At 55.7% G+C, this 26,311-nt stretch carries 27 protein-coding genes; 15 read left to right on the top strand and 12 right to left on the bottom strand.

Annotation, left to right across the window (positions count from 1 at the left end; translation table 11 throughout):
• Positions 1-289: 289 nt before the first annotated feature.
• From FZE95_RS14510 to FZE95_RS14465, 10 genes are all read left to right on the top strand, one after another.
• Positions 290-724 carry an NUDIX hydrolase gene (locus tag FZE95_RS14510; RefSeq protein ID WP_150301591.1) on the top strand — a complete coding sequence of 145 codons (435 nt, stop codon included), beginning with the start codon at positions 290-292 and terminating at the stop codon, positions 722-724.
• A 1-nt stretch (position 725) separates the two neighbouring features.
• Positions 726-1,856, top strand: coding sequence for a tRNA 2-thiouridine(34) synthase MnmA (gene mnmA, locus FZE95_RS14505; RefSeq protein WP_150301590.1), 1,131 nt, complete (start codon positions 726-728; stop codon positions 1,854-1,856).
• Complete coding sequence (gene hflD, locus FZE95_RS14500; protein ID WP_150301589.1) at positions 1,853-2,473, top strand: high frequency lysogenization protein HflD; 621 nt, start codon at positions 1,853-1,855, stop codon at positions 2,471-2,473. The genes mnmA and hflD overlap by 4 nt, the downstream gene beginning before the upstream one ends.
• A complete protein-coding gene (locus tag FZE95_RS14495; RefSeq protein WP_150301588.1) occupies positions 2,466-3,356 on the top strand; it encodes a DMT family transporter in 891 nt (296 codons plus the stop codon). Before hflD ends, FZE95_RS14495 begins: the two co-directional genes overlap by 8 nt.
• A gap of 36 nt (positions 3,357-3,392) precedes the next feature.
• Positions 3,393-4,763, top strand: a complete 1,371-nt coding sequence (gene purB / locus FZE95_RS14490; protein ID WP_150301587.1) for an adenylosuccinate lyase — start codon at positions 3,393-3,395, stop codon at positions 4,761-4,763.
• Positions 4,764-4,841: 78 nt separating this feature from the next.
• A complete protein-coding gene (locus tag FZE95_RS14485; RefSeq protein ID WP_150301586.1) occupies positions 4,842-6,017 on the top strand; it encodes a ribosomal protein uL16 3-hydroxylase in 1,176 nt (391 codons plus the stop codon).
• Positions 6,004-7,029 (top strand): GNAT family N-acetyltransferase, encoded by a 1,026-nt coding sequence (locus FZE95_RS19975; protein ID WP_150301585.1) that lies wholly within the window; start codon positions 6,004-6,006, stop codon positions 7,027-7,029. The genes FZE95_RS14485 and FZE95_RS19975 overlap by 14 nt, the downstream gene beginning before the upstream one ends.
• Entirely contained in the window at positions 7,026-7,847 is an 822-nt protein-coding gene (locus tag FZE95_RS14475) for a secretin N-terminal domain-containing protein (RefSeq protein WP_150301584.1), read from the top strand. Before FZE95_RS19975 ends, FZE95_RS14475 begins: the two co-directional genes overlap by 4 nt.
• A gap of 446 nt (positions 7,848-8,293) precedes the next feature.
• A complete protein-coding gene (locus FZE95_RS14470) occupies positions 8,294-9,889 on the top strand; it encodes an isocitrate lyase (RefSeq protein ID WP_150301583.1) in 1,596 nt (531 codons plus the stop codon).
• A 164-nt stretch (positions 9,890-10,053) separates the two neighbouring features.
• Positions 10,054-10,506 carry an acyl-CoA thioesterase gene (locus tag FZE95_RS14465; RefSeq protein ID WP_150301582.1) on the top strand — a complete coding sequence of 151 codons (453 nt, stop codon included), beginning with the start codon at positions 10,054-10,056 and terminating at the stop codon, positions 10,504-10,506.
• Positions 10,507-10,548: 42 nt separating this feature from the next.
• Here FZE95_RS14465 and FZE95_RS14460 read toward each other — a convergent pair whose 3' ends face one another.
• The 6 genes from FZE95_RS14460 to ppsA all read right to left on the bottom strand — a co-directional run bounded on the left by FZE95_RS14460 (position 10,549) and on the right by ppsA (position 16,388).
• Entirely contained in the window at positions 10,549-11,520 is a 972-nt protein-coding gene (locus FZE95_RS14460; protein ID WP_150301581.1) for an OmpA family protein, read from the bottom strand.
• A gap of 102 nt (positions 11,521-11,622) precedes the next feature.
• Positions 11,623-12,204 (bottom strand): RNA polymerase sigma factor SigX, encoded by a 582-nt coding sequence (sigX, locus tag FZE95_RS14455; RefSeq protein WP_150301580.1) that lies wholly within the window; start codon positions 12,202-12,204, stop codon positions 11,623-11,625.
• A gap of 42 nt (positions 12,205-12,246) precedes the next feature.
• A complete protein-coding gene (locus FZE95_RS14450; RefSeq protein WP_150301579.1) occupies positions 12,247-13,068 on the bottom strand; it encodes a mechanosensitive ion channel family protein in 822 nt (273 codons plus the stop codon).
• 3 nt (positions 13,069-13,071) lie between these two features.
• On the bottom strand, positions 13,072-13,320 hold the full coding sequence (locus tag FZE95_RS14445; RefSeq protein WP_150301578.1) for a CrfX protein: 249 nt from the start codon (positions 13,318-13,320) through the stop codon (positions 13,072-13,074).
• A 193-nt stretch (positions 13,321-13,513) separates the two neighbouring features.
• Complete coding sequence (gene rraA / locus FZE95_RS14440; protein ID WP_150301577.1) at positions 13,514-13,999, bottom strand: ribonuclease E activity regulator RraA; 486 nt, start codon at positions 13,997-13,999, stop codon at positions 13,514-13,516.
• A gap of 19 nt (positions 14,000-14,018) precedes the next feature.
• A complete protein-coding gene (gene ppsA, locus FZE95_RS14435) occupies positions 14,019-16,388 on the bottom strand; it encodes a phosphoenolpyruvate synthase (protein ID WP_150301576.1) in 2,370 nt (789 codons plus the stop codon).
• Between the two features lie 163 nt (positions 16,389-16,551).
• Here ppsA and ppsR point away from each other — a divergent pair, with 163 nt between their 5' ends.
• Positions 16,552-17,370, top strand: a complete 819-nt coding sequence (gene ppsR, locus FZE95_RS14430; protein WP_150301575.1) for a posphoenolpyruvate synthetase regulatory kinase/phosphorylase PpsR — start codon at positions 16,552-16,554, stop codon at positions 17,368-17,370.
• 15 nt (positions 17,371-17,385) lie between these two features.
• On the opposite strand, the gene FZE95_RS14425 is transcribed toward ppsR, so the two are convergent.
• Entirely contained in the window at positions 17,386-18,291 is a 906-nt protein-coding gene (locus tag FZE95_RS14425) for a LysR family transcriptional regulator (protein ID WP_150301574.1), read from the bottom strand.
• A 371-nt stretch (positions 18,292-18,662) separates the two neighbouring features.
• Here FZE95_RS14425 and FZE95_RS14420 point away from each other — a divergent pair, with 371 nt between their 5' ends.
• From FZE95_RS14420 to FZE95_RS14405, 4 genes are all read left to right on the top strand, one after another.
• On the top strand, positions 18,663-20,906 hold the full coding sequence (locus tag FZE95_RS14420; protein ID WP_150301573.1) for a TonB-dependent receptor domain-containing protein: 2,244 nt from the start codon (positions 18,663-18,665) through the stop codon (positions 20,904-20,906).
• A gap of 173 nt (positions 20,907-21,079) precedes the next feature.
• The gene (locus FZE95_RS14415) at positions 21,080-22,282 is read left to right on the top strand and encodes a benzoate/H(+) symporter BenE family transporter (RefSeq protein ID WP_150301572.1); all 1,203 of its coding nucleotides are present in this window, start codon (positions 21,080-21,082) and stop codon (positions 22,280-22,282) included.
• Positions 22,283-22,384: 102 nt separating this feature from the next.
• Positions 22,385-22,543, top strand: coding sequence for a YqaE/Pmp3 family membrane protein (locus tag FZE95_RS14410; RefSeq protein WP_150301571.1), 159 nt, complete (start codon positions 22,385-22,387; stop codon positions 22,541-22,543).
• Between the two features lie 278 nt (positions 22,544-22,821).
• A complete protein-coding gene (locus FZE95_RS14405; RefSeq protein WP_150301570.1) occupies positions 22,822-23,250 on the top strand; it encodes a DUF411 domain-containing protein in 429 nt (142 codons plus the stop codon).
• Between the two features lie 14 nt (positions 23,251-23,264).
• Here FZE95_RS14405 and FZE95_RS14400 read toward each other — a convergent pair whose 3' ends face one another.
• The 5 genes from FZE95_RS14400 to FZE95_RS14380 form a co-directional block, all read right to left on the bottom strand.
• Positions 23,265-23,654, bottom strand: a complete 390-nt coding sequence (locus FZE95_RS14400; protein WP_150301569.1) for a YkvA family protein — start codon at positions 23,652-23,654, stop codon at positions 23,265-23,267.
• Positions 23,655-23,707: 53 nt separating this feature from the next.
• On the bottom strand, positions 23,708-24,802 hold the full coding sequence (locus FZE95_RS14395) for a GGDEF domain-containing protein (RefSeq protein WP_150301568.1): 1,095 nt from the start codon (positions 24,800-24,802) through the stop codon (positions 23,708-23,710).
• Between the two features lie 175 nt (positions 24,803-24,977).
• Positions 24,978-25,400: a SufE family protein gene (locus tag FZE95_RS14390; RefSeq protein WP_150301567.1), complete on the bottom strand. Its 423-nt coding sequence runs from the start codon at positions 25,398-25,400 to the stop codon at positions 24,978-24,980.
• A gap of 10 nt (positions 25,401-25,410) precedes the next feature.
• Positions 25,411-25,932, bottom strand: coding sequence for a putative Fe-S cluster assembly protein SufT (sufT, locus tag FZE95_RS14385; RefSeq protein ID WP_150301566.1), 522 nt, complete (start codon positions 25,930-25,932; stop codon positions 25,411-25,413).
• Positions 25,933-25,945: 13 nt separating this feature from the next.
• Positions 25,946-26,302 carry a HesB/IscA family protein gene (locus tag FZE95_RS14380; RefSeq protein WP_150301565.1) on the bottom strand — a complete coding sequence of 119 codons (357 nt, stop codon included), beginning with the start codon at positions 26,300-26,302 and terminating at the stop codon, positions 25,946-25,948.
• Between the last annotated feature and the right edge of the window lie 9 nt (positions 26,303-26,311).

Below are 26,311 nucleotides of genomic sequence, written 5' to 3'. Positions count from 1 at the left end.
GACGAGCTCAATGAGTGCCGGCATTGTTGTAGTTTTCCTACAAAAAGTCACGCACTTTTAGGTCTTCTTCACCAGCTGTGCACGTTCCAGCTGCTTTGAGCTACCAGAGCGGTGTTTACATTCACCCGGATGTAGTAACACTACATTCTCCGCTACATATCGGTGAGTAACAGCATCCTAGCTGTTTTTTGAATCTATTCCAGCACCTCTGCATGGCAGGCAATTATGGGCCATGGTTCACGTCAGAGCATGTTTAAGCTACTCTATGCCACCTTTACGGAGGCCTGGCATGCGATTTTTACCCCACCTTACCGTTGCCACCATCGTCGAAGATCGGGGCCGCTTTCTTATGGTAGAGGAGCGCCAGGATGGACGTGCTGTTCTAAACCAGCCCGCAGGGCATTTGGAAGCCGACGAAAGTCTCATTGACGCGGCGCAGCGTGAAACGCTGGAGGAAACCGGCTGGACGGTAGAGATTACCGGTCTCATTGGCCTTTACTTGTTTACCGCCCGTAACGGTACGACGTACCAACGAACCTGTTTCGCTGGGCGCCCTCTTGACCACGACCCGTCCCGGGAGCTGGATGACGGCATCATAGCTGCCCACTGGATGACACTTGAGCAACTGCAGAACACCCCGATCGAGCTGCGCAGCCATCTTGTGCTTGATTGCATCCGGGATTATCTCGAGAAACCGCACTATCCACTGGACCTGATTCGCTGATATGACTTCCACATCCAATAGAACGCCCAACCAGACCCGCGTCATTGTCGGCATGTCCGGCGGAGTGGACTCCTCTGTATCCGCTGCGCTTCTGCTGGAACAAGGCTTCCAGGTGGAGGGGCTGTTCATGAAGAACTGGGACGAGGATGACGGCACCGAGTACTGCACTGCCAGGGAGGACCTGGCCGATGCACAAGCCGTGTCCGACCGGCTTGGCATCAAATTGCACACGGCGAATTTTGCTGCAGAGTACTGGGATAACGTGTTCGAGCATTTTCTCGAAGAGTACAAAGCCGGGCGCACCCCTAATCCGGACATCCTCTGCAACCGGGAAATCAAATTCAAAGCCTTCCTCGATTACGCCTTGATGCTCGGCGCTGATCTGATTGCTACCGGACACTACGTGCGCCGGGCCGATACGGGCGGCCAGACTCGTCTCTTGCGCGGGCTCGATGGCAACAAGGACCAGAGTTACTTTTTGCATGCGGTACAGGGCGAACAGATTGCACGCACCCTCTTCCCGGTGGGTGAGCTGGAAAAACCGGAAGTGCGCCGCATAGCCGAGAAGTACGAGCTGGCGACGGCCCGGAAAAAAGACTCCACGGGTATCTGTTTCATCGGTGAGCGCCGCTTCAGCGATTTTCTCAAGCAGTATCTGCCGGCCCAGCCAGGGAATATCGAAACCACTACCGGACAGGTTATCGGTCAGCACCACGGTCTGATGTATCACACGATCGGTCAGCGCCAGGGGTTGGGTATTGGCGGAATGCAGGGTGCCCGAGATGACCCCTGGTACGTACTGCGCAAGGACTTGCAGCGCAACGTATTGGTTGTCGGCCAGGGCAACAATCATCCCTGGCTGTTCGCCAGTGCGCTGGAATGCTCCGAGCTTTTCTGGGTCAACGACCCTGCTTTCGAGTTTCCGGTAAGGCTCACGGCAAAGGTGCGTTATCGCCAGCCAGATCAGCACTGCGTACTTGAGCGCACGGACTCTGGTTATCTGATCCGCTTCGATGAGCCGCAACGCGCAGTGACGCCCGGTCAATCGGTGGTCCTTTATCAGGACGACGTATGCCTTGGTGGCGGTGTGATAGAAACAGCAATCGCTGCCTGCGACGAGGACGCCGCATGAACCGGGCGGAGGAACAGGTCATCGCGCTGGGTGCCATATTCGAAGCCGCTCAGCAGGTCGACAAACTCGCCCGAACCGGTCAGTACGGCGAAGGCCCTGTACGCTGTCTCCTGCAAAGCATTTTCGAACGCTCGCCCGACGACGTGATGGAAGTCTATGGCGGCTCGCTCTATCCGGTCCGCCACGGCATCCAGGCGCTCCAGGCCATGCTTGAACGTGATACCGTGGGCCTGCAACGGCAAGCGCTGCGTTATGTCATGAACCTGTTGGCCCTTGAGCGACAGCTCGCCAAGCGTGACGACATGCTGCAAGTACTGGGACAGCGGCTTGATCAGGTTGGCAACCAGGTCGAGCACTTCGGCTTGCTGCATGACAACGTGATGGCCGGCCTCGGGGGCACCTACCAGGACACCCTCAGTACCCTGAAAATGCGCATCCAGGTGCAGGGCGACATGCGTCATCTGCAGCAGCCCTCTACTGCAAACCAGATTCGCGCGCTGCTGCTGGCAGGCATTCGGTCCGCACGCTTATGGCGTCAACTGGATGGCCACCGCTGGCAACTGCTGGTATCGCGACGCAAGCTGCTGGATGCCACCCGGTCGGTATTGAATGGTTGAGCTGACCCGGCTTGACCACCCGCGAAAAGGTGCCGCACTCCTTACACTTTCCGCCCTGCTGTTCTCGATCATGGGCGTTCTGATTCGCGAAGCATCGCTTACCGTCAATAACGAGACCATCGTGTTCGCGCGCAACTTTATCGGCGTGTTGTTCTTCATGCCGATGATGGTAATGCATGGCTTCGCGCCCTTCCGTACCCAGCGACTGGGCGGGCATTTCTTGCGCACCTTCTATGGCTTGAGCGCCATGTATTGCTTTTTCTACGCCATCGCTCATCTACCACTTGCCGACTCGATGATCTTTACTTATGCCGCCCCGGTTTTCACCCCCATTCTCGCCTGGCTGTGGCTCCGCGAATCGCTGACTCCACGCATGATGGTCATGGTGCTGATAGGATTCACGGGTGTATTGCTGGTAGCGAAGCCGACCGGGGCCTTGTTCGATCCCAAGGGGCTGGTGGGCATCGGCGCGAGTCTGTTGGCGGCGTCTGCCTGGGTGTCTATCAGGGCGATGAGCGATACCGAGCCGGTCAGTCGTATCGTGTTTTATTTCGCGACTTTTTCAGCGCTGCTGTCCGCGATTCCTCTAATCTGGGCCTGGCAGCCCTTGACGCTGACCGAGCTGTTGCTGCTCGCCGGCGTTGGGATAGTCGCCACGGCCAGTCAGCTGATCATGTCCCATGCGTACGCCCTCGCACCGCCAGGCAAGATCGGCCCGTTCAGTTACCTCGCGATCGTATTCTCCGGCTTTATCGCCTGGTTACTGTGGAATGAAATACCTGATCTGACCACCTGGCTTGGCGCTGGACTGATTTTCGTCTCGACGCTGCTTAGCCTGGCCATGCCCGCCCGGCGGCCCAAAACGCCCCGGACTGGTGTATGATTTGCCCCTTTCCGCCTGACCAATTACGAGAATCCTATGCAACTCTCCTCCCTCACCGCCGTATCTCCGGTTGATGGCCGTTACGGCAGCAAGACCGCCAGCCTGCGCAGTATTTTCAGTGAATACGGGCTCATCCGCTTCCGCGTTCAGGTTGAGGTCCGCTGGCTCCAATGTCTGGCTGCACACCCGGGTGTGCCCGAGGTAGGCCCCTTCTCCGAACAGGCAAATCAATTGCTGGACCGCCTGGTGGATGACTTCCAGCTTGAGCACGCCGAGCGCATCAAGGAAATCGAACGCACCACCAATCACGATGTAAAAGCAGTGGAGTATTTGCTAAAGGAACAGGTTAAAAATCTTCCGGAACTACAGGAAATTAATGAATTTATTCATTTTGCCTGCACCTCCGAAGACATCAACAATCTGTCCCATGCGCTGATGCTGCGCAGCGGTCGGGATGAGGTTCTGCTCCCACTGATGCGTCGTATTGCCGACGACATTCGCGGCTTGGCCAAACAGTACGCGGACGTTCCAATGCTTTCCCGCACCCACGGCCAACCAGCCTCGCCCACCACGCTGGGCAAAGAGCTGGCGAACGTTGTATATCGACTGGAACGGCAGATCAGCCAGGTCGAGGCCGTGCCGCTGCTGGGCAAGATCAACGGCGCAGTGGGTAACTATAACGCTCACCTGTCGGCCTATCCGCAGATCGATTGGGAAGCTAACGCTAAGAGCTTTATTGAGACGACTCTCGGTCTCACCTTCAACCCTTACACGACGCAGATCGAGCCGCACGACTATATCGCCGAGCTGTTCGACGCGGTGGCCCGCTTCAATACCATCCTCATCGATTTTGATCGTGATATCTGGGGCTATATTTCGCTTGGTTACTTCAAGCAGAAGACCGTTGCGGGCGAAATCGGATCGTCGACGATGCCGCACAAGGTCAATCCGATCGACTTTGAAAACTCCGAAGGCAATCTCGGAATCGCCAATGCCATTCTCCAGCATCTGGCAAGCAAGCTTCCGATCTCCCGTTGGCAGCGGGATCTGACTGATTCAACGGTACTGCGTAATTTGGGCGTGGGCTTCGCTCATGGCGTCATTGCCTACGAGTCAACTATCAAGGGAATCAGTAAGTTGGAGCTTAATGCTCAGAAGATAGCTAATGATCTCGACAACTGCTGGGAAGTGTTGGCCGAGCCCATCCAGACAGTGATGCGTCGATATGCCGTTCCGGATGCCTATGAGAAGTTGAAGGAGCTGACGCGCGGCAAAGGCATCACGCCGGACGCGCTACAACAGTTCGTCGATGCCCTGGAAATACCCGCTGCGGCCAAGCAGGAACTCAAGGCGCTCACGCCTGCTTCCTACATAGGTAACGCGGTGGATCAGGCGAAGCGCATCTGAGCCCCTCCAGGCGTTAGCCCTTCCCGCTTTTCCTATACGCCCGGCGCCCCCGGGCGTTTTAAGTTACAGGTATTAAACATGGCATCCCCCGATCACGCTTCACCTCTTGGCAATATCTCCATCGAAACTTTTTTGCGTGACTACTGGCAGAAAAAACCGTTGCTTGTACGTCAGGCCTTCGCTGATTTCGAGAATCCGCTATCCGCTGATGAGCTTGCCGGCCTGTCGCTTGAAGACGAAGTGGAGTCGCGTATCGTCCTTGAACATGGGGAGCGCCCCTGGGAGCTACGCCGTGGCCCGTTTACCGATGACGACTACCGCACGCTTCCCGAGCAGGACTGGACCCTGCTGGTACAGGCGGTCGACCAGTTCGTCCCGGACGTAGCCGACCTGATGAAAGCGTTCAGTTTCCTGCCTAGCTGGAGGCTTGACGACGTCATGATCAGCTATGCCACGCCCGGTGGCAGTGTTGGACCGCATTACGACAACTACGACGTGTTCCTGCTGCAGGGACAAGGGCACCGGCGCTGGAAGCTGGGGCAACGTTGTGACGCTGATACCGCCCTGCTCGACAACCCCGACCTCAAGATCCTGCGTGAATTTGAGCAGCAGGAAGAATGGGTGTTGGCCCCCGGAGATATGCTTTATATCCCGCCAGGTGTGGCGCATTACGGTATCGCCGAAGACGAATGCATGACCTATTCGATCGGCTTCCGCGCACCCAGTCACCATGAAGTGCTGGTGCATTACACGGATTTCCTTGGCCAGCATCTGAGTGAGCAACAACGTTACAGCGACGCCGGCCAACAGGTCCCGGGCAATCCTGCTGAAATCGATGACGCTGCGGTGGACCGACTGCGCGAGATTCTGCTTGAAGCGGCCAATGACAGAACCGCTCTGGCTATATGGTTCGGTCGTTTCATGACCGAGCCGCGGTACCCCGAACTGCTTCAGCCGGCCGCACAGGAACCTGGCGAGCTGGCGCAAGTGTTGAGCCAGGGCTACGGCCTGGTTCGCAATCCTAGCGCCCGCCTCGCCTACCGTGTCGAAGATGACCAGCTGGTGCTCTTCGCCAGCGGCGAGCATTGCGTGCTGCCTGCTTCCCTGTTGCCGCTGGTTCAACTAGTCTGCAATGAGGACTACCTGGACGCCGAGCGCCTGCTCCAGTGGCGGGCCGACACTGGAGGTTGGATGTTAGTGGAACAATTGCTCAACAAGGGAGACCTCCTGCTGGAGGGAGATGATGAGGAATGACGTCACCATTGAGGTAGTCGACTGGCTCAGCTGTGAATCGCTGCGCGATATTCGGCGCGCTGTGTTCATCGAAGAACAATGCATCCCAGCCGATGAAGAATGGGACGCCGACGATGCCATATCGGTGCATTTCCTGTTGTGTGCAAAGGGCCAGCCAGCCGGCACCGCTCGCCTGCTCCCTGATGGCCATATCGGCCGCGTAGCGGTTATGCGGGACTGGCGCGGCACCGGGCTTGGCAAGGCGCTTATGCTGGCGGTTATGGATCATGCTCGCGGCGCAGGGATGGAGACATTGAAACTCTCAGCCCAGACCTACGCAATGGACTTCTACCGGGGGCTGGGTTTTGTGGTCGAGTCTGGTGAGTATCTCGAGGCGGGCATCGCCCATCACCGCATGATCTGGCGTAGTAATAACAACGCGGCAGACGAGATGGCGCCGATCGAGTTCATTTCTCCCGGACGCTTTGCAATCCACAACCCGCCCGAACCAGCGCGGCCCATCATGGAGCATCCCCAGCCGCAGCGCCTGGGCGTTGAGCCGGACCTGGTGGCTGTTGACGAACAGAACGCGCTTGAGCATGCCTGTAACCTCGCCTTGCAGGCGCGGCGCAGTCTGACCATCTACGCGATTGATCAAGCAATGTGGCTATTCAATCAGCGCGCATTCATGGAAAGCTGTAAGCCACTGATCAGCAGCAACCCCAAAGCGCGCATTCGGGTTCTGGTGCAGAATGTCAGCAAGGATTTGCTTGGCGGACACAGTATCGTTGGGCTTATGCATCGTTTCCCCAGTTATTGCGAAGTCCGGAAACAACATCCGGACCTGGCGCCGGATCCACGGGTTTTCCTGCTGGCCGACGATGCAGGAATCCTGCTGCTACCCAGGGCCGTCAAGCGCGACGGATTTGCCCGCTATAACAGCCGCGACCAGGTAAAGCGCCACGGCGGCCTGTTCGACGAACTGTGGTCGAGCAGTCAGAGCGACCCCGCCTTTCGCAGGTTCATCTTATGAAGCAATGTGGACGTTTCCTGCGCGGCAGTACGCTCCTGCTATGGCTGGCCGCTTCGGTAGTCGCTGCGGCACCGACTACCGAAGTCATCCCGCTCAATTATGGCTTGGCAGAATCGCTTATCCCGGTGATACAGCCGATGCTGCAAGACGACGAACGCCTTTCCGCCTATGGCAGCCAGCTGATCGTGCGTGCTGAACCCGAACGAATCGAGGATATTCGCAACCTCATCGCGGATCTTGACCGCAAACCCGCACGCCTGAAAATCAGTGTGGCAAGCAATACGAACGTTACGGGTCGAAGCCACGGGCATCGCATCGATGGTCGGTTTGGTTCAGAAACAGGGAGCGTTGTGATTGGCACTCCTGGCGAACACAACCGTGGGCGAATCATACGACGGGAAACGCGCAGCGCAGCAGACGGCGTGCGGCAGATTACCGCTAATGAGGGGTACCCTGTTCTTATCCAGAGCGGTCACAGCGTACCGCTTGCGACACGGTCCATGGATGCATACGGACAGATCGTCGAGCAAACCCATTATCGCGATGTCACGCAAGGCTTCTACGCAACCGTTCGCCTGAACGGCGATATGGCAACGATCAGTCTTGAAGCAAACGATGACCGGATGAACCGCAATGATAACCAGCGTATCGACACACGGCACACCAATACGCAGATCACTGCCCGGTTGGGCGAATGGGTGACGGTAGGTGCGTTAGGGGACGCCGAAACAGCAGAGAGCCGCGATATCGGTCGGCGTACAACCACCCGGCAAGAGGATTCGGGCAGCATACGGCTCATGATTGAACGCCTTGATTGAACTTTTTCGCAATTCTGTAGTGCAACGAAATAATCACTACATGCAAGTTGACTTATCCTCTGGCAAGTCGCATTATTGCCCCGCTCCCGCTAGCCAGGACCCTGCGAAGGGTTCCCGATCGGCTCCGATACCAAAGGACCGATGCGTGTCTTAACAGCCCACAAGGCATTTTGACGAGGTTGCGACTGGAACGAAGTTGTCCTGAGGGACGGGGAAGCGATTCAAACGTATCAGCCTGAATGACGGAACCACCACGCTGCAAGGTCAAGCAACTGCCTGGCTGAATAGCAGACGTACGTCATCCACCTGTTCGTCACCCCTCTCCTCCGCGCTGCCTTCATTCCGATTGCTTCTTCGTTATTGCTACAACTGTTCAGACTGTCGCCCACGGCGGGTTCAGGTCGACAAATCGTGCAGAACCAAACGCAAACTTTGAAGGATTGACCATGTCAGCTTACCAAAACGAGATCAAGGCTATTGCCGCGGTAACAGAAGCCGCAGGTAGCACCTGGGCCGCCATCAACCCGGAATACGCTGCTCGCATGCGCCTCCAGAACCGCTTCAAAACCGGTCTGGACATCGCCAAGTACACCGCCGCCATCATGCGCAAAGACATGGCCGAGTACGACGCCGATACCAATGCCTACACTCAGTCGCTGGGCTGCTGGCACGGCTTCATCGGTCAGCAGAAGCTGATCTCCATCAAGAAGCACCTGAAGACAACCAACAAGCGCTACCTCTACCTGTCCGGCTGGATGGTTGCCGCGCTGCGCTCCGATTTCGGCCCGTTGCCTGACCAGTCCATGCATGAGAAGACTTCCGTTTCCGGTCTGATCGAAGAGCTTTACACCTTCCTGCGTCAAGCTGATGCCCGCGAACTGGACCTGCTGTTCGTCGACCTGGACGAAGCCCGCAAAGCTGGCGACAAATCCAAGGAAGCTGAACTTCAGGCCAAGATCGACAACTTCGAAACTCACGTTGTGCCGATCATCGCCGATATCGATGCTGGCTTCGGTAACCCGGAAGCTACCTACCTGCTGGCCAAGAAAATGATCGAAGCCGGTGCGTGCTGTATCCAGATCGAGAACCAGGTTTCTGACGAGAAGCAGTGTGGTCACCAGGATGGCAAGGTAACTGTTCCGCATTCCGACTTCCTGGCGAAGATCAATGCCGTGCGTTACGCATTCCTTGAGCTCGGCATTGACGACGGCGTGATCGTTGCCCGTACCGACTCCCTGGGTGCTGGCCTGACCAAGGCTATCGCTGTCACCAACGAGCCAGGCGACCTGGGCGACCAGTACAACAGCTTCCTGGACGGTGATTACATCGAAAGCGCTGACGACATCCAGAATGGTGACGTAGTCATCAAGGCCAACGGCAAGCTGCTCAAGCCAAAGCGTCTGGCTTCCGGCCTGTTCCAGTTCCGCAAGGACACCGGTGTAGACCGCGTCGTGCTGGACTGCATCACCAGCCTGCAGAACGGGGCTGACCTGCTGTGGATCGAAACCGAGAAGCCACACGTGGGCCAGATCGCCGACATGGTTAACCGTATCCGCGAAGTCGTACCGAACGCCAAACTGGTTTACAACAACAGCCCGTCGTTCAACTGGACTCTGAACTTCCGCCAGCAGGTATTCGATGCCATGCAGGAAGAAGGCAAAGATGTTTCTGCATACGACCGCGCCAAGCTGATGAGCGTCGAGTACGACGAAACCGAACTGGCCAAACTGGCTGACGAGAAGATCCGTACCTTCCAGAAGGATGCTTCCCGCGAAGCAGGTATCTTCCATCACCTGATCACTCTGCCGACTTACCACACTGCTGCGCTGTCTACCGACAACCTGGCAAAAGGGTACTTCGCAGACGAAGGCATGCTGGCCTACGTCAAGGGCGTTCAGCGTCAGGAAATCCGTCAGGGCATCGCCTGCGTCAAGCACCAGAACATGGCTGGCTCGGACATTGGCGACAACCACAAAGAATACTTTGCTGGTGAAGCTGCACTGAAAGCTGGCGGTAAAGACAACACCATGAACCAGTTCTAAGACCGGTCGTCGGGCTTAGGCCCGGGTGTAGAAAGGCCACCTTCGGGTGGCCTTTTTTGTAGCTGTTTTGTGACCGTCTGGTCGCGTACAATGCGTGCGCTTTCATCCATTCCTCCCCTGTCGACTCGTCCAATCGTCAGGGCGATCGCAGCGCAAGGTTATCTATGTCCCGTTTGATACTTCATTTCCCGGAAAAACAATTCTATTTCACCACCCAGTTGACAGTCAGGATTACCGATATCAACGCGGGCAAGCATCTGGCGAACGATTCGATGATCTCCATGATCTCGGAAGCGCGCGCCCGCTTCCTATATCAGTTCGGCATCGAAGAAGTAGGTGAAAACGAAGTCGGTATCATTGTGACTGACCTGGCGACAACTTACCGCACGGCGGCTTTTGCCAGAGATACATTGATATTTGAAGTTGGCCTGATGGATCTGAATAGATACGGGGGCGATATCATCTTTCGGATAACCAAAGCACGCAACGGTGAACTCGTTGCCTTGGCAAAGTCGGGTTTCGTTTTCTATCATTTTGCTACATCAAAAGTAATGCCCATGCCGGATGACTTTCGCATGCGCTTCCCTGGCGTTAACTGCCTTCCCGATTACGCATAAAAAAACCCGGTCATTTGACCGGGTTTTTTGTCGAGCTCGCTATTAACGAACTTCAACCTCTGCTTCTACGTCTGCTTCAACGCGGCGGTTCATCGCACGTCCTTCAGCAGTATCGTTGTCAGCGATGGGGTTGGATTCGCCATGACCGACCGAGTCGATACGGTCAGCTTCAACACCTTCATCGATCAGAGCTTGACGTACAGAGGCTGCACGACGCTGTGACAGATCCTGGTTGTACTGCTCGGTACCGATGGAGTCAGTGTAACCTTCAACCGTGGTAGTTACTGACGGATAGGTGTTCATGAACTCTGCCAGGCTCTGAATATCCTGACGGAATTCAGGACGGATAGTAGCCTCGTCGAAATCAAATTTGACGTCGAGTTCAACCCGAACGTTTTGCATTTCGGGTTCTGGCGCAGGAGCTGGAGCCGGAGCAGGAGCTGGAGCCGGCGCTGGCTCAGCAGCAGGTGCAGCAGCACCACCGAAATTCAGACCCAGGCCGACGCCCGCCATCCACTCGGTGTTGTCGTGATCCAGGCCGTGCATCACGTCGACGCCTGCGCGTACGAAGAAGTTTTCGTTCAGATAATTTTTAACACCGGCACCAGCCAGGATCATGCTGGTTTTGTCGCGGCTGCCAGTACCAACCTGGTCGAGTTCCTGATGGGCTACGCCACCGGACAGGTAAGGACGTACTGCGCCCTGACCGAAGTGATAGATGGCCTCAAGGTGAGTCATGCGACCGTCGATGTCGTCGCCTTCGAAACCGGCTGCTTCACTTTCCAGGCTCTTGTACACGCCGTGGCCGAGGTTCAACGAGACGTTGTCGCTCACAAAGTAACCGAGGCTACCACCGACCAGAGTGCCGTCATCCAGATCATGGATGCTGTCGGTGAAGTAACGCTTGGCAAATGCTTCCGCCTCAACAGAGCCGGCGCTCTGAGCCATAACTGGCATTGTGGAGGCAGCTACTACGGCGCCAACAACGATACCTACAGTGTTTTTCAATCTCATCTTTGAATCCCCGTTTAATCCATTCGGACGTTAGGTTTGCGCAAACTCGGCAAAACACAGGCGTGAGTATACAGACAACGCAACACCATCATAGAAAGAGTTTCAAAACGGCATTTCCACGTGCTTGCGGAGTTTTTCCAGCGCACGCTTATAACGCATCTTCGTAGCACTCAATCCCATGTACATGATGTCGGCAATCTCCTGAAATTCAAGCTCTGCTACAAAGCGTAGCACAAGAATTTCACGATCCACCGGGTTCACATGAACCAGCCAGCGGTCCAGCCCACCACTACCTGCGAGGGGCTCGGGTTCTTCCTGAGCCTCCTCCTGAGAGTCCAGACTTAGCGCATCGAAGAGTCGCTTCTTACGTTTCTCTTTTCGATACTGTGTGATGCACTCATTGTATGTAATGCTATAAAGCCATGTTTTGAATTTTGCCTTACCCTCAAACTGTTTCAACCCATGTAACACTTTTAGCATTACCTCCTGACAGACATCATCCGCATCCCTTTCGTTCCCCAAATATCGCGCACAAACGTTAAATAGTGTTCTTTGATAGCGCCTCATGAGTTCTTCATAAGCCACTGTCGTGTGAAGCAATTCACGTTTGGCGCGTAGGACCAATTCCTCGTCCGACAGATCGGCAGGAGTATATCGACTGCTTGATGGGCCAGAATCATTCAAAACGGGTGGGTCGCTAAGTGGGTTGGTTTGCACGCGGGATGGTTATCGGGAGACCCGTTCGTTCAGCAAAACACGATTGGATAGGGAGATTACCGCCCCGCTATCATCAACCAGAGACGTCTTAACGGTGCCGATCTCGTCAATCACGCCCTCAACGCCGCCTACCTGAATCCGATCCCCCACCTGGTATAGCTCGCGTACATATACGCCGGCAATGATCTGAGCGACTATCTGTTGGCTGCCCAGACCTAGCGCCAATGCTGCGGCAAGTCCGAAGGAGACCAGAACAATGGCAATCACTGTGTTGAGCAAGCCGGTTTCGATTTGCAGCTGACCGATGGCCAGAGAGACAGTGATTATTACCAGAAGACCCTGGGCGAAACGACCTAGCCCTCCTGCATAATCGACACCGATGCTTTCAGCGGCGCCGCGGACGACGCCACTGACCAGGTGCGACAGCAACAGGCCTGCCAACAGAATCAGCGCGGCGCCGAACACTTTAGGCAAATACAACGCGAATGCATCGAGCGTCGAGGAAACCCGGGCAAGGCCCAGCGTCTCGGCAGCAGACACCACGAAAGTCAGAACGATAAACCAGTAGACTATCTTGCCTACAACAGAAGAAACCGGTGAGGAAATACCGATTCTGCCGAGCAGCTTGGTGACTCCGGCACCGGTCATCAGACGGTCCAGACCCAGCTTGGCCAGCCCTTTGCTCAATAATGCGTCAACGACCTTAGCGATCACAAAACCAAGCAATACGATGAGCAGCGAGGCGATCAGATCGGGAACAAAGGACGCAATTTTGCTCCACAGGGTGGTCATGGCTGCAACGAAGCTTTGCCTCCAGGTATCAAATTCCATGATTTACTCGCTCGCTTGTTTGGAGGAATCGTTGCTGCGCCGTACCGGCCGTCTGTGTTGAATGCCTTTGTCTACCCCTTCGGTGAGGACCCAGGCCCATCGCGCGAAGAGGCTCAGCAAGTCGAATATACCGCCATGTATATGTGCTTTATGCAGCACCCGTTCGAGTCGCTCGTTATCGGAGCTGACTGGACGCTGCTGTTCGGCATTACGCATGAGGTTGCGCAACTGATGTTCAAAGGGATCGTCCACGATAGTGACCTCGCATCGATGAATAGCCGGAAACCTTCACACACTGCTTAAGGCTTCTGAAAAGCTGTTGACTGCCGCCACGGTCAGGGCCCATCGGCTGCCGACAACAAGCTATGCAAAGACGCTCGACATCCGAACGGTGTCACCATTCGAATGCCGGTCCCGCAATTGAATTTCAGAACGATTGTCTACGTCAGGTGGGCATTTTCAGTTCGGTTGGAGAAACGATGATCCCGTTGTTGTCCGCATACACATATTCACCTGGACGGAACGTCACTCCGCCGAAGGTAACCGGTACATTCAGGTCGCCTATCCCGCGCTTGTCGGTTTTCATCGGATGGCTGGCGAGCGCTTGAATCCCCAGTGGTGTCTGCACCAGAACATCTACATCGCGCACGCACCCGTACACGATGATGCCTTCCCAGCCATTGCGGGCGGCCTTTTCGGCTAGCATATCGCCGAGCAAGGCGCGGCGTAGCGAGCCGCCCCCGTCGACAACCATTACTTTGCCGGTGCCGTTCTGATCGACCTGCTCCTTCACCACGGAGTTGTCTTCAAAACATTTCACCGTGACGATCTCGCCGCCAAATGAATCGTGGCCGCCAAAGTTGCTGAACATGGGCTCGACGACAGCGACGTCTGGATAGGCGTCACACAGATCCGGAGTGATGTAGTGCATGGAGTCTCCTTGAGTCATATCAGGCGTTTTGTTCCGCGAGGAAGAACCAGGTGTCCATTACAGAATCAGGATTCAGAGACATGGTCTCGATGCCCTGCTCCATCAGCCAACGCGCCAGATCAGGATGATCCGAGGGACCCTGCCCGCAGATACCGATGTATTTATCAGCTTTGGTGCAGGCGGATATGGCCATTGCCAGCAGCTTCTTGACCGCCGCGTTACGCTCGTCAAACAGATGGGCAATGATGCCGGAATCGCGGTCCAGGCCAAGCGTAAGCTGGGTGAGATCGTTGGAGCCAATGGAGAACCCATCGAAGTGCTCGAGGAATTCTTCGGCAAGCAATGCGTTGGCTGGCAGTTCGCACATCATGATCAGCCGCAGGCCGTTTTCTCCACGCTTCAGGCCGTTCTCGCCGAGCAGTTCAACCACCTGTTTGGCTTCGCCCACGGTGCGAACGAACGGCACCATGATTTCGACGTTGGTCAGCCCCATGACATCGCGAACCTGCTTCATTGCACGGCATTCGAGCTCGAAGCAATCACGGAAGGAGTCGCTGATATAACGCGAAGCGCCACGGAAACCCAGCATGGGGTTTTCTTCTTCAGGCTCGTACAAGCGCCCGCCGATGAGGTTGGCGTATTCATTGGACTTGAAGTCGGACAACCGCACGATGACCTTTTTCGGCCAGAACGCAGCGGCCAGGGTACTGACCCCCTCAACCAGTTTCTCGACATAGAAGTCGACAGGATCGGAGTAGCCGGCAATTCGCTTCTCGACACTGTCTTTTACATCGCTCGGCAGACTCGCAAAATTGAGCAGAGCCTTGGGATGCACGCCGATCATACGGTTGATGATGAATTCCAGGCGCGCAAGGCCAACGCCGGCGTTGGGCAGATTGGCGAAATCAAACGCACGATCGGGGTTGCCCACGTTCATCATGATCTTGAAGGGTAGCGGTGGCATCGCATCGACGCTGTTGGTCCGCACATCAAAGGACAGCTCGCCGTCATAGATCAGGCCAGTGTCGCCTTCAGCGCAGGATACCGTCACGTTCTGCCCGTCTTTCAGCTCGGTGGTCGCGTTACCGCAGCCAACGACTGCCGGGATTCCCAACTCGCGCGCGATGATCGCCGCGTGGCAGGTGCGTCCGCCACGATTGGTGATAATGGCACTGGCCCGCTTCATTACAGGCTCCCAGTCCGGATCAGTCATGTCAGATACGAGCACGTCTCCGGGCATGACCTTGTCCATCTGCGAGATGTGGTCAACGATCTTGACCGGGCCCGAACCGATACGCTGGCCGATTGCGCGGCCTTCAACCAGTACCTTGCCCTTCTCCTTGAGCAGATAACGCTCCATCACGTTACCGCTGGCACGACTCTTCACCGTTTCAGGACGAGCCTGGACGATATACAGCTTGTTGTCATCACCGTCCTTTGCCCATTCGATGTCCATCGGACGTTCGTAATGCTTCTCGATGATAAGTGCCTGGCGAGCCAGATCGATGACTTCTTCATCGCTGAGGCAGAAGCGCGAGCGATCAGTCTTGTCGACCTCAACTGTCTTGACCGAGCGACCTGCGCTCGCCACTTCGCCGTAGACCATCTTGATCGCCTTGCTGCCCAGATTGCGACGCAGTATCGGGGGGCGTCCGGCTTCAAGAGTCGGCTTGTGCACATAGAATTCGTCAGGGTTGACCGCGCCCTGCACTACCGTTTCACCCAGGCCGTAGGCGCCGGTGATGAAGACGACATCGCGGAAACCGGATTCAGTATCCAGCGTAAACATCACGCCCGCAGTGCCGATTTCGGAGCGCACCATCCGCTGGACGCCAGCAGACAAGGCGACCAGTTTATGGTCAAAGCCCTGGTGAACCCGATAGGCAATAGCGCGATCGTTGAACAGCGAAGCGAATACTTCCTTGGCCGCACGGATCACGTTATCCACGCCGCGGATATTAAGGAAGGTTTCCTGCTGCCCGGCAAAGGAAGCGTCGGGAAGATCTTCCGCCGTGGCAGAAGAGCGAACCGCAACGGCGAGATTGTCGTTGCCGGCAGACAGTTCGGCGAAGGCCGTGCGGATGGCAGCATCAAGCGGCTCGGGAAATTCCGCGTCCATCACCCACTGACGGATCTGCGCACCAGTCTGGGCCAGAGCATTAACATCATCTACATCCAGGGCGTCCAGGGCGGCGTGAATACGCTCGTTCAGACCACTTTGCTCCAGAAAGTCGCGGTAGGCATCTGCTGTGGTGGCGAAACCGCCGGGGACCGATACTCCGGCATGCGCCAGGTTGCTGATCATTTCCCCAAGCGAGGCGTTCTTGCCGCCGACGCGTTCAACGTCTCCCGCACCCAGTTGTTCGAAGGACACTACGTACTCTAACAAGGTGATCTCTCCGTAATTCCATTGAATTGAGCGATACGCATAGGGCCGACCATCTGGCCTGCATGTTACAAATGCGCCACAATGCTGCTAATGAACCTCAGGTTTCTATATTGCTACACCCAATCGCTGCACCCAGCCAACACCGCTTCTTAAGGCTAAGCGCATGAAACGCACCGCTTTCTTTATTTCAGATGGCACAGGCATAACTGCCGAAACCCTTGGCCAGAGCCTGCTCTCACAGTTCGAGAACATCAGTTTCACCAAGTTGTTGCGCCCGTATGTAGACACCATCGAAAAAGCGCACGACATGGTACAACAAATCAATGCAGCTGCCGAGCGGGATGGCGCGCGGCCAATCATCTTCGATACAGTAGTCAATCGCGAGATTCGCGAAGAGCTGTCCCGCTCAAACGGTTACATGATCGACATCTTTGCGACCTTCCTCGCCCCGCTGGAAATGGAGCTTGGCGACGGGTCGTCCTACTCAGTCGGCAAATCACATTCAATACAGCACAACGGTCACTACAAGGACCGCATTGATGCCGTCCACTTCGCGATGGATAACGATGACGGCGCTCGGACTCAGCATTATGATGAGGCCGATCTGATCGTTGTCGGTGTATCGCGTTGCGGCAAGACCCCGTCCTGCCTTTATATGGCACTCAAATACGGGATTCGTGCGGCCAATTACCCGTTGACCGAAGACGACATGGAGCGCTTGCAACTGCCCGCCTCCCTGCGCCCCTACAAACAAAAACTGTTTGGGCTGACCATCGATCCGGAACGCCTATCGAGCATTCGCAACGAACGACGCCCCAATAGCCGTTACGCCAGCTTCGCTCAATGTGAATTCGAAGTACGCGAAGTCGAAAACCTGTTTCGCAAAGAGAACATCAACTATATCAACTCAACGCACTTCTCGGTCGAGGAGATTTCAGCCAAGATTCTTGTGCACATGGGCATTGAGCGCCGCCTGAAATAATGGGTTCAACTAGTTTCAGTGCTCCCATGACGGCGGCATATGGTGACGTAACCATTCCACCAGCGCCGTCACTTTTTTCGGTGCCTTACCGAAACTGTAGAGCAGGTTGATGGGTTGTTCCGATGGGTTCCACTCATCCAGACAGCGGACAAGACTGCCTGGATGAGCCTTTTCATACTTCTCCGCGTACCAAAGGGGAAGCACGCCGATGCCCTGTCCCCGTACCAGACAATCCGCCTGCAGGACCAGACTGTCGACCTTGAGTCGCGACGGTTTCGGGGTGAAATGATATTCGCCCTGAGTCGTGCTCTGCAGACGCACCGGGTCGCCCGTTCCTTCCAGTACATCCACCCACGGATACATAGCTAATTGATGGGGGTGTGTCGGCAGCCCGTTGGCCCTGACGAACTCAGGGCTGGCGTAGAGGCCACTGGTCCAGCGTCCCAGTGGTTCGTTGCGTAGCCCATGAAAGGTGTCGCCCCCGAGCCACAACCACAGATCGCCTACTGTGTCGTCGGACTGTTCGGGCTGCAGGCTTGTGACAGACAGCTCGAGCGTTACGCCGGAATGGGTATCCAGGAATCTGTCGAGGACCGCTGGCAACCAGCCCCTTTCGAATGCGTTGTGCACTCTCAGAACCAAAGGGCCGCTGATCTCTTCTTTCAAATCATCCAGCAAGTGCTGGCTCTGTGCAGCCAGATCAAGCAGTTGACGGCAATAGTTGTAGAACAGCTTGCCTGCTTCAGTAGGCAGCATCCGGTTCGATTGCCTTAGCAACAGGCGCTGACCAACGCGTGCCTCAAGCTGGCTGATACGGCGACTCAAGGTGGATTTGGGCAGGCCAAGATTGGCAGAGACCTGGGTCAACCCACCCTGCTCAACCACCGCAGCAAAAACGGTCAACTCGTTGAAATCGTGCATGACCATATTAGGAAGTAGCCCCCGCTTAGGAATGATGCGCACCTGCTACAACCGAATCCTCGACCCAATCACGATCGACTGTCAGTTGGCATCGGTCACTGCAGCCCCCGATTTTTTCAGTCAATGTGAACGCCTGTCAATTAGCATTGATTATCGTTATGACTAAAATGCATAAGCCAATATAGACCAGGACGTTAAGCTGCTGTTTTGTAACAATTTAACCAGAATAAACGCTCCGTACCGGATTCCTGGATGGAAAGTTTCATAATCTGCACTGGAATTTCAATGCGAATACTCCTAAAGTGCACCACTGTTTGAGAATCATTATCGTTCACTAGGCAGCCCGAGCGAAACCCACCAAGGAGCCTTAAATGCTTTCAAATCCCCGCGGTCACGCAGTTCCCTTCGCGCTCGTCGGTTCCATTGCAATGCTGGCGAGTAGCATTGCAACGGCCAACGAAGACACAGTGAGATTGTCCGACACGGTTGTCACCGCGTCAGGGTTTGAGCAGAAGATCACCGAGGCGCCTGCGAGTATCAGTGTGATTAGTCGGGAAGAGTTACAGCAAAAACGCTATAGCAACCTGGCTCAAGCCCTCGATGAGGTTGAAGGGGTTGATATTAGACAAGGCACAGGTAAGACCGGCGGGCTGAATATAAGCATTCGCGGCATGCCCAGCGATTACACGCTGATTCTCATTGACGGCCGACGTCAGAATACAGCGGGGAACGTCACTCCGAACGGATTCAACGAAACTTCCACCAGTTTCATGCCGCCCATGTCAGCCATCGAACGTATCGAAGTAATCAGAGGACCAATGTCTACCCTCTACGGGTCCGATGCGATGGGTGGGGTAGTCAACATCATCACACGTAAAGTTGCAGATAACTGGGGCACGTCCGTTACAGTCGATCATACCTTCCAGGAAGACCGTGACTATGGCAGCTCAAGTAATACCAGCCTTTACACAAGCGGTCCTTTGATAGATGGCTTGCTGGGCCTTGCGGTAAAAGGAAGTATTTATGACCGAGCTGAATCTGACCTGGCATTCGATAATGATACAGCGGTTAGCCGTCGTGGGGCATCGCCAGTTGAAGGGCGAAACTACAACGTAGGGGCTCGGCTATCCCTCACGCCTAATGCCGATCATGACTTCATTCTGGATGTCGAGCAGGGTAAACAGGTTTATAACAATGACAATTGTCAACTGGGCAATCTGGACGGCCGCACCGGCGGCAGCGCAGTCAACGGCTGCGATGAAGAGGCGCCGACTGTAGCCAATGGGTACAGCGATGAGCTGCGCTTTGAGCGCGATCAGGTCGCCGTGTCTCATACTGGTCGACTGGGCTTCGGCACCCTGAATAGTAGCTTTACTCATAACACCACTGAAACTTTGGGTCGGACTATCCCGGGCACTATTGGCGATCCTTATGCTGGCTATCCCGAAATCGTTGGTGGCGAAGATCGGGAGCTGAAATCCACCGATCTTATTTTCGATACCAAATTGACCGCCCCGCTTGGTCAGTCGCACATTCTGACCGTTGGTGGGCAGTGGTGGGACGCTGAGGTCACGGATGGAATCGCTGATGAGGACTTCGAGCAGAAATCCTGGGCTCTCTTCGCAGAGAATGAATGGCGGCTACGCGACGATCTTGCCCTGACATTGGGTGGGCGTTATGAAGATCACGAGGCATTCGGCGGCAACTTTAGTCCCCGTGCTTATCTGGTCTGGAATACTACTGATACCTGGACGCTCAAGGGTGGCGTTAGCCAAGGTTACAAGACCCCCACACTGAACCAGCTGCATGACGGCATCACTGGCGTTTCTGGTCAGGGTACGATTCTGACCATTGGCAGCCCGGACCTGGAACCGGAAGTTACGACCAACACCGAGTTCGGCGTTTATTACGATAACCTTTACAACTTCAACGCTAATGCGACCATCTTTCACAACAAGTTTGACGACAAAATCGATGATGGCACACCACTCCCGAACTGTTTCTCCGCGGAATCTCCCGGCTTGCCTGGTTGTATCAGCTATGGCAGTGGATTTACTCAGGATGAATTTGGCCAAAGCATCAACATTGGGGAAGCGATTACCCAAGGCGTAGAGTTAAGCGGACGCTGGCAATTCGCCCCAGCCTGGAGTGTCAGCGCGAACTACACCTACACCGACAGCGAGCAACGAAGTGGGGATAATAAAGGCCAACCACTAACCAACACACCCGAGCACTTGTTTTTTGCTCGGTTGAATTGGGCTGCGACCGAGCGTGTCAATCTATGGTTCAAAGGCGAATACCGGGGAGATAGGGCGCGCTTTACGGATCGTTATGAGAACCTGAATGCAGCCAATCAGGCGCTTTATGATGCCGCGGGCGATCTGGAGGCATATGAAGTATTCCACTTGGGTGGTTCGTTCAAAGCGTCAGAACAGGTCACCCTCAACGCGACAATTTACAACGCCTTCGGGAAAGACTTCACTACCGGCAGTTATTACACAACCAGCACCGGGGCCACAGGCTGGGCTTCAGACTATATCCAGTCGGGTCGCTCTACCGATGGCACTCTAGAAGAAGGCCGTCGCCTCTGGCTCTCAGCCACGATGGAGTTCTAGAGCTCTGTAGAGCCGCACACCTGAACCGGGCCCAGTGCCCGGTTTTTTGTGCCTGTCGTTTGTTCGAGTGGGCAGCCAAACTGTAGCGATTGTTCTTTTACGCCACTGTATGGAAACCGGTGAGCCTGACTGCGTTACGCTGGTCGCCTTGTTCCACTACCCTTCACTCCGTCATGAACTCAACCATATCAACGAAAGCAAGCTTCCAGCGCGTTCTCGCCGATAGCAGCTTGTCGAGTATCACGGCCGGTTTCGTTGCCATGCTTACCGCTTACAGCAGCTCTTTGGTGCTCATCATCCAGGCCGGGCAAGCCGCGGGCTTGAGCGACGTCAGGATTGCATCGTGGGTTTGGGCGATATCGATCGGGATGGCTGTGTGCACGATCGGCCTATCGCTGCGCTATCGCGCGCCGATCGTGGTGGCATGGTCTACACCCGGTGCTGCGCTGTTGATTACCAGTTTGCCAAATGTTGCCTTCGCCGAGGCCATTGGCGCCTTTCTGTTTTGCGGCGTTCTGCTGCTTGTAACGGGCCTCACCGGAAGTTTTGAACGATTGATCCGGCGTCTACCCGCCTCGCTCGCCGCTGCGTTGCTGGCGGGCATTCTGTTTCGTATCACCAGCGAAATCTTCGTTGCAATAGAGCATCAGACACTACTGGTGCTCGGGATGTTCGGCAGTTATCTGCTTGGCAAGCGATGGTCGCCGCGCTATGCCGTGCTGAGCGCCTTGCTCACGGGGTCAGTACTGGCCTATTTTAATAACCTGTTTTCCTTGCCGGCAGTTGATTGGGCGTTGACCTTGCCCACCCTGACGGCGCCGCAACTATCATTCACAGCACTGTTAAGCATCGGGCTACCGTTGTATATCGTAGCCATGGCATCGCAGAACCTGCCAGGCATGGCGGTTTTACGCGCTAGCGGTTATGAGGTCAAAGCTTCCCCGTTACTGTCTGCCACCGGCCTGGCGTCGCTGCTGCTCGCTCCATTCGGATCGCACGGCATCAATCTCGCCGCTATCAGCGCGGCTCTATGTACCGGGCCCGAAGCGCATCCTGACCCAGCGCGTCGTTACACCGCGGCCCTATGGTGCGGGCTATTCTATTGCCTGATCGGCCTGTTTGCCGGAAGTCTGACTACTCTGTTCCTCGCCCTTCCCGGCGCTCTGGTGTTGTCGGTTGCTGCCCTGGCATTGCTCGGCTCGATTGCAGATGGCTTGAGTCGGGCAATGGCCGAACCGGCAGACCGCGAAGCCGCTTTGATCACCTTTCTGATTAGCGCTTCGGGCATGACGCTTTTCTCAGTAGGCTCGGCGTTCTGGGGACTCGTCGCTGGTCTTGTCTCGCTGGGGGTACTGCGCTGGAAAAAACCTGATTAAGGAACGTTCATCGAGTCAACAGGGTCAGAACCATAACCGTCGAGTTTACGACGGATCGATTTTTGACTGACCTGTTTTTGACTGACCTATAGGAGCGTGACGATGGATCTGGTTCGCTTGATTTGCGCAATTTTGCTTCCCCCGCTAGGCGTTTTCCTGCAAGTCGGCCTGGGTGGTGCTTTCTGGCTGAACATTTTGCTGACTCTGCTCGGCTATATTCCCGGGATCATCCATGCCGTATGGATTATCGCGCGCCGGTAACCATGTTAGTGCGTTCCCGCGCCGCCAGTACCTTGCACGCTGGTGGCGCGGAACGGCTTCGGGTACGACCGCAAGCCGGTTTCATGCCCAGACTGCGAGCTGTTCAGCTTTGCACACACTACCCGGGCCTCATCCACACCCCCACCCTTCCGACCGCCCTGACACGTTACGCATACTTACGATTCATCAGATAAACGGTGACCGATAAGGCCGGCTTGCGCATTGCTAGGCGCGCCGACTAACCGTACCCTTGGGGCCTCTTGATCAGGAGATACCCCATGACGCGTTTGCTTGCTTCTCTAATGCTTGTTTCTGGGCTGGCTCATGCCAGCGACCCGTTGACAATAGATGTGCATAGAGACCCTAATTGCGGATGTTGCTCGGCCTGGATCGAACACCTCGAAGGGAACGGGTTCACCGTTAACGATCACCTTGAAGACGATATGCGCAGCTTCAAACAGGATGCTGGCGTGCCGGGCGAACTGGCTTCGTGTCACACTGCAGTAATAGATGGTCGTTTTATCGAAGGACATGTACCGGCAGCCGATATCCTGGCTCTGAGTGACAAGCCCGATCTGATCGGACTGGCTGTCCCTGGGATGCCCGTCGGCTCACCGGGCATGGAGATGGGCGACCGCCAGGACGCCTACAAGGTTGTCGCTGTGGACGATGAAGGTGCGCAAAAGGTTTTCAACAGTTACCCCTGAACAGCGAAGCTGAATCAGCCCCTGGTGCGGGCTGATTCAGTATGTTCGGCGGTGCCCTCGTAGGTAGTGCCCTGTTTTTCCCCGAACCAGGCGTTCAGCTTGTTTCGCGCCTTCGCTTTCACCTCATCGTTAATATAGAACGAGACCATCCCGATCGCGGCAGCCATGACTGCGATGTCGTCCGTGAAACCAAGCATGGGAAGGAAATCCGGCATGGCATCCACTGGCGAGATGAAGTATGCCAAGGCTCCGTACATTGCAGTCTTAGCCCATTTGGGCGTTTCCGGTCGTTGGGCTGCGTAATAAAGGTACAGAGACTTTTCAACCGCCTCGCGCCCCGCGATCAAGGCGAAACGGCTGAGCTTGTTCCAATACCCCTTATCGCTGAATCTGCTGTGTGCCATCTCGTGCCTCCGGATACGAAAGTGTATCGAGCCATCCGGAGCATCTGGATCACTCACGGAGCGGCTCCGTCCAGGTTATATGACAGCAGGCTCGAGCGCTTAGCTCCCGGCTCGGCAATAACGATGGTATTACGACCTGCGTGCTTGGCCTGATACAGGCACTCATCCGCACTGTGCAGCCAGGACTTGTAATCCTTCTGCCACAATATCGGCGCACCACCAATCGATACGGTGACCGGGGTGCCATCAACGTTGCGTAACTCTTGTTGGACGGTGGTGAGGATATTACGTGCGACCTGCTCCAGCCCGCCCCGGTTTACCTGAGGTGCCAACAGGACGAACTCTTCACCGCCAAATCGATACAAGCGATCAGACTGCCGGCAGGCCGAGCCGACTATTCGTACAAAATCCTTTAGGACGCGATCCCCGGCCTTATGACCGAAACTGTCGTTGATGCGTTTGAAATGATCGAGATCCAACACCAATAGCCCATAGGCCGTGCCATAACGGCTGTGTTCAGCAAATACCGTGTCAAGCTCCGCTTCCAGCGCACGCCTGTTACCGATGCCGGTGAGAGGATCGATCGTCGCCAGCTCATGAAGTTGCCTACGCTGCATTGAACCGCGATGGGCAAAAACCAGCGCAAACAGGCTGGTGATAACAGCTGTAACGGAAAAGGAAACAAGCTGTGCTGGCCCATCGAAAAGATATCCTGGGGCAAGCAAGCCGTAGGTGCACAGGGCGACGAGTGCGCACAAGGTCGCTATCGCACTCTGTATCGGAGGCACCACGAAGAAGTTGAAGATGATCATGACGTAAAACCAGAACAACCCATTAACGCCCAGCTTTATCGCAACGATCACTGCGCTAATCGAATAGGCAAAAGCCAGAAACTGGCCCGGGCGCAGGGTTTTGCCGGTACGCCAGGCCGAACGTACAGCGAAGCTGGTGCCAATGACCAAGGCACTATCCAATGCCCCGAGAAGCCAGTCGTCATTCAACAGCCGGTACAAAGCAAAAGGCGGCAACGCTATCAATGCCAGAACCGCAACGGAAATAATGATTGATAACTGATAGTCGCCTTTCAGCCGTCGCCAGATCCGTTGCATGTATACGCTGCCCTGATAGAAGGAAGAATCGGCGTCCACAGCCGTTCCGGACAAAACAGTAACCTTCTAACGTCAATACCGCAATATCATTTTGATATCAACCAGCAGAAACCGACCATCGACCGACTGGTCAGAACACGACCATTCGAATGGCACAGAGTTTTTCCATTCCCGTGGTGTTTTCACCCACCAATCCAGAAATACGCAACAACCGTCAGCTCGCGGCGGCGGCCGTATTCTGGATGCGCTTGACCATGGCGCGCAAGCCGTTGCCACGCGTGACACTGAGGTGCTTGAGCAGATTCAGTTGCTCGAAATAGCCTTCGATATCGAAATTACCGATCTCTTCGGCGGTCTTGCCGTTATACGCGGCCAGAACGACGGCAAGCAGGCCTTTGACGATAAAGGCATCACTGTCGGCATCAAAGAAAAAGCGGTCCCCTTCCCTGCGGCTGACCAGCCACACCTGGCTCTGGCACCCGCGAACTATATTTTCATCGGTGCGATGAGCATCATCCAGCGGCGGCAGTTCCCTGCCCAGGTCAATGATGTATTTGTAGCGATCTTCCCAGCTATCGAAGAACGACAGCGTTTCGACGATGTCGTCGCTGGTGGTATCGGTGCCTATCTGGCTCATGCAGGACCTCTTAAAAGAACATGCCGGTTTCAAGCTGGGCTTCTTCGCTCATCATGTCCCGACTCCAGGGCGGATCAAATACCAGATCAACCTTGACCGTTTCGACGTTGGGGACACGTTGCACGCGATACTCGACATCGCCCACCAGCACCGGCCCCATGCCGCAGCCCGGCGCAGTCAGTGTCATCTCGATATCAACACGCTTGGCCTGCTGGTCAATCTTGACCGAATACACCAGCCCCAGATTGACCAGATCAACCGGGATCTCGGGATCATAAATGGTACCCAGCGCCTCCCAGACCTGCTCTTCACGGATCTGGTCATCTTGCGGCTCAGGAAAGCTCAGCAACTCGGGCTCCAGCCCCAGGTTCGCCGCATCGGTCCCGTCGACCCGCACCATCTGCCCCTGATACGTCACCGTATAGTTGCCGCCCAATGCCTGGGTGATGGTCACGAAGGTATCCTTGGGGATGACCAGCGGAGTGCCATCCGGTACACGACGCGCAGGACAATCCGCCTGCGCAACTACCATGCGTCTTTCCATCTCAACTCACACTGAAGCTTTCGCCGCAACCGCACTGGTCTTTGACGTTAGGGTTAATGAACTTGATCTGCTTGTTGATGCCTTCCTTGACCAGATCGATCTCGGAGCCGCTCAGGATTGGCAGGCTGTCGCGGGAGAGCAGCAGCTTGACGTCGTCGTCCAGCTGGTACTGGATATCGTCCTCACTGCCCTGTTCGACCAGATCAATCACATACATAAAGCCGGTACAGCCGCTCTTTTTGGTGCTGACCCGTACGGCCTTGCCGTTCTGCCCATGCAGTTGTCGGCGGAAATGCTCGAGTGCCGCGGGCGTGACGGTGACGACCTGGCTACCCGGATCGAAGGATTCTACGCTCATGCGAACTCC

It is taken from the genome of Pseudomonas profundi (genome assembly GCF_008638305.1).
GTDB classification, from domain to species: domain Bacteria; phylum Pseudomonadota; class Gammaproteobacteria; order Pseudomonadales; family Pseudomonadaceae; genus Halopseudomonas; species Halopseudomonas profundi.
This window is presented reverse-complemented; position numbering and strand designations above follow the sequence as displayed.